Annotated in this window: 2 protein-coding genes; both read left to right on the forward strand. The window is 66.2% G+C overall.

The window, feature by feature from the left end; all coding sequences use genetic code 11:
• Positions 1 to 215: 215 nt before the first annotated feature.
• On the forward strand, positions 216 to 1328 hold the full coding sequence (locus tag ACE3QM_RS22540; RefSeq protein ID WP_231463031.1) for an efflux RND transporter periplasmic adaptor subunit: 1113 nt from the start codon (positions 216 to 218) through the stop codon (positions 1326 to 1328).
• Between the two features lie 15 nt (positions 1329 to 1343).
• Positions 1344 to 4108 (forward strand): efflux RND transporter permease subunit (locus tag ACE3QM_RS22545; protein WP_374425039.1); only part of this gene is annotated, 2765 nt, incomplete at its 3' end.

Below are 4108 nucleotides of genomic sequence, written 5' to 3' on the forward strand. Positions count from 1 at the left end.
CAGCGTTTGGGGGTGACCAAGCTGGGGATTGTAGGGTCGGAACAATTCGTGCAATGACATGCATATGAGGTTTATTGTTGTGGCATGATATCGGGCGGCCGCAGTCTGGCCGCCCTTATGCATGCCGGCCGTGCCTGACGCGGCCAGCCATCATGCGACCTCCGCGTCCCGAGCAGCCTGACGGGCCGCCCATTCAATGAAAAGAACAACACAAGATGAACACACGATTTGTCTCCGTCCTGACATTGTTGTTGGCGTTGACGGCTTGTAGCGGCAAGCCGTCCGAGGCGCCTCAAACCGCCGCCGGCAAAGGGGGCGCTTCGGCGCCGGCCGCGCGCGCGCTGTCCAGCGCCGACGTGGTGGCGGCCACGCCGCGGCCGCTGGCGGCCACGATTTCCTTCACCGGCTCGCTCAATGCGCTGACCAGCGGCAGTCTGGCCGCAGAGGTGGAGGCCAGGGTCAAGGAAGTGCGCGTGCGCGAAGGCGAGGCGGTCAAGCGCGGCCAGGTGCTGGCGGTGCTGGACGCCGAGGTGTTGTCGCAGTCGGTGACCGAGCAGAACGCCCAGGTGGCCAATACCGAGGCGCGGCTGCGCCTGGCCAAGGTCAAGCTGGAAAAGCAGCGCGAACTGCTGCACAAGGGCTTCATCTCGCAGATCGCCTATGACGAATTCGACAGCGACTACCGGGTGAAGGAGGGCGAGGCCAAGGCTCAGGCCACGCAACTGGCGCGCGCGCGCCGGCTGTTGGCCGACACCCAGATCCGCGCGCCGATAGACGGCGTGGTTTACGAGCGCAAGATCAATCCGGGCGAAGTGGCCGGCAAGAACGCGGTGCTGTTCGCCATCGCCGACCTCTCGGTGCTGGAGATCGCCGCCACCGTGCCGGCGCGGCTGATTTCCCAGATCCAGCCCGGCATGCGGGCCAGCTTCACCGTGGACGGCCAGAGCGAGCCGCAGCACGGCGAAGTGGTGCGCATCAACCCGGTGGCGGTGCCCGGCACCCGCAGCTTCACCTTGTACATCCGCGTGAAGAACCCGGAGCAACGCTTGAAAGTGGGCCAGTTCGCCAAGGGCGGCATCGTGCTCAAGCAGCTTGACGGGCAGGTCGTGCTGCCGCTGCCGGCCATCCACGATCCCGACGGCCAGGCCTGGGTGATGGTGGTCAAGAAGGGGCGGCTGGAGCGCCGTCCGGTGCGGCTGCTGCTGCGTTCCGAGGCGGACCGGCTGGCGGCGGTGGAGGGCGTGACGGCCGGCGAGCCGGTGATCGCGGTCGACCTGGTGGGCGTGAAGGCCGGCGATCCGGTCTCCTTGCCCAGCGGCAAACTCTAAGCGGAGACAACCAGTATGTGGCTGACCCGAGTCAGTGTCCGCAATCCTTATTTCGCCGCCGTGCTGATGTTGACGCTGGTGGTGCTGGGCCTGTTTTCCTGGCAGCGGCTGGCGGTGGAGGAAATGCCGGACATCCGCTTCCCCATCGCCCTGGTGTCCACCGATTATCCGGGCGCGTCGCCCGAGGTGGTGGAAAGCGAAATCTCCAAACCGGTGGAAGAGGCGGTCAACACCATCAACGGCATCAAGGAAATCCGCTCCTATTCCATGGAAGGCAATTCCACCGTGGTGGTGGAGTTCGAGCTATCGGTGAACCCGGTGGTGGCGGTGCAGAACGTTCGCGACAAGATAGGCGCGATCCAGGGCCAGTTCCGCCGCGAGATTTCCGCGCCCACCGTGTCCCAGGTGGACCCGAATGACAACCCGATGCTGAGCCTGGTGCTGACCTCGGACCAGACCCGGCCGCGTGAATTGACCACCTGGGTGGACAAGGTGTTGAAGAAGCGGCTGCAGATGGTGGCCGGCGTCGGCGACGTCAAGCTGTTCGGCGGCGTGCGCCGCGAGATCCGCGTCGATGTCGATCCGGTGCGGCTGGAAGCCTCCGGCCTGTCCTTGCAGGACGTGGCCGACGCGCTGCGCGCCGCCAACCAGGACTTCCCCGCCGGCTCGGTGTCGGCGGTGAGCAAGGAATGGGCGATCCGCGTCGCCGGCAAGCTCAAGTCCGCCGAGGACTTCTCGCGGCTGGCGGTGGGCTACCGCAACGGCGCGCCGATCCGGCTGGACGACATCGCCACCGTGGCCGATACCGAGGCCGAGCAGTCCAGCATCTCGCTGATAGACGGCCAGCCCGGCGTGTCGCTGGACCTGCGCGCCGCGCGCGGCGCCAATGTGGTGGAAGTGGCCGAGGGCGTCAAGGCCAGGGTGGCGGAGCTCAAGAACCAGATGCCGGCCGGGGTCAAGGTGCACTACACCTATGACAGCGCCGAAGACGTGAAGAAGTCGCTGAACAACGTCGAGTCCACGCTGCTGGAAGGCGCCGGCCTGACGGTGCTGATCGTGTTCCTGTTCCTGGGCAGTTGGCGCAGCACGGTGATCACCGGCCTGACGCTGCCGGTGTCGCTGATCGGCACCCTGTTCGCGATCCAGATGTTCGGCTTCACCTTGAACATGCTGACCCTGCTGGCCTTGTCGCTGTCCATCGGCCTGTTGATCGACGACGCCATCGTGGTGCGTGAAAACATCGTGCGCCACACCGGGCTGGGCAAGGGCCACTACCAGGCGGCGCTGGACGGCACCAATGAAATCGGCCTGGCGGTGCTGGCCACCACGCTGACCGTGGTGGCGGTGTTCCTGCCGGTGGGCTTCATGGGCGGCATCATCGGCAAGTTCTTCCACCAGTTCGGCCTGACCGTGGCGGTGGCGGTGCTGATATCGATGCTGGTCAGCTTCTCGCTGGACCCGATGCTGTCGTCGATCTGGCACGACCCGCACCATCACGGCGACAAGCACCGCGGCCCGCTGGGGCGGATGCTGGACGCCTTCGAAAGCTCGCTGGACCGGCTGGCGGAACGCTATGTCGGCGCCATCCGCTGGGCGCTGGGACATCGCAAGACCGTGGTCGGCACCGCCTTGCTGCTGACCATCGCCAGCTTCCTGCTGGTGCCCGGCATTGGCGGCGAATTCATCCCGGAGCGCGACAGCGGCAAGTTCACCATCAGCTACCAGACCGCGCCCGGCTCGGCGCTGGAATACACCGCCACCAAGGGTCATGAGCTGGCGGCGGCGGTGAAGGGCATTCCCGAGATCAAGTCGATCTCGATGAATGTGGGCGAAGGCAATTTCGGCGCCGGCAAGAACGATGGTTCGGTGACGGTGGACATCGGCGCCAAGGACAGCCGCCAGCGCAGCCTGAGCCAGGTGATCGCCGACGCGCGCGCGCGGGTGCGGCCGGTGGCCGGCGTCACCATCAAATCGGTGGCCAACGAGCAGCAGCAGGGCAAGCCGATCAAGGTGGGCCTGCGCGGCAGCGATCTGCGCGAATTGTCCGCGGTGTCGGAAGACCTGATGCGCCGGCTGGGCAAGATCCAGGGCGTGCGCGATATCGAATCCAACCTCAGCGAAGGCGATCCGGCCTTGAACCTGGTGCTCAAGCGCGACGCCGCCACCAGCCTGGGCGTGGATCTGGCCCGCGTCGGCAAGACCCTGTCCATCCTGCTGGCCGGCAACGCGGTCACCACCTGGGAAGCGCCGGACGGCGAGAACTACGACGTCAAGCTGCGGGTGCCCAAGTCCGAGCGCCGCCAGGAACTGCTGGACGCGCTGACCGTGGCCGGGCGGCCGGATGCGCACGGCGCGGCCAATATGATCCCGCTGTCCTCGCTGATAGAAACCCGGCAGGGCATCAGCCCGCGCCAGATCAAGCGCGTCAACATGATGCGCGAGATCACCATCCTGGCCAATATCGAGGGCCGCGACGCCGGCACCGTGTCCGCCGAGGTGCATAAGCTGGTGGAAGGGCTGAAACTGCCGCCGGGCGTGGTGCTGGCGCAGGGCGGCCAGCAGAAGGACATGCAGGAATCGCTGGGCTACGCGGTGCAAGCGCTGGCGCTGGGCGTGGTGTTCATCTACCTGATCCTGGCCGCGCAATTCCGCAGCTTCACCCTGCCGGTCACCATCATGATGGCGCTGCCGCTGGCCTTCGTCGGGGTGTTCTGCTCGCTCTACCTGTTCGGCTCCACGCTGAACATGTTCTCGGTGATCGGCATCATCATGCTGATGGG

It is taken from the genome of Chromobacterium sp., assembly GCF_041912965.1.
GTDB classification, from domain to species: Bacteria; Pseudomonadota; Gammaproteobacteria; order Burkholderiales; family Chromobacteriaceae; genus Chromobacterium; species Chromobacterium aquaticum.

Bases quoted from the DNA above. Each gene is read 5' to 3' on its own strand.
- ACE3QM_RS22540 (WP_231463031.1), top strand. From the start codon at position 216: ATGAACACACGATTTGTCTCCGTCCTGACATTGTTGTTGGCGTTGACG.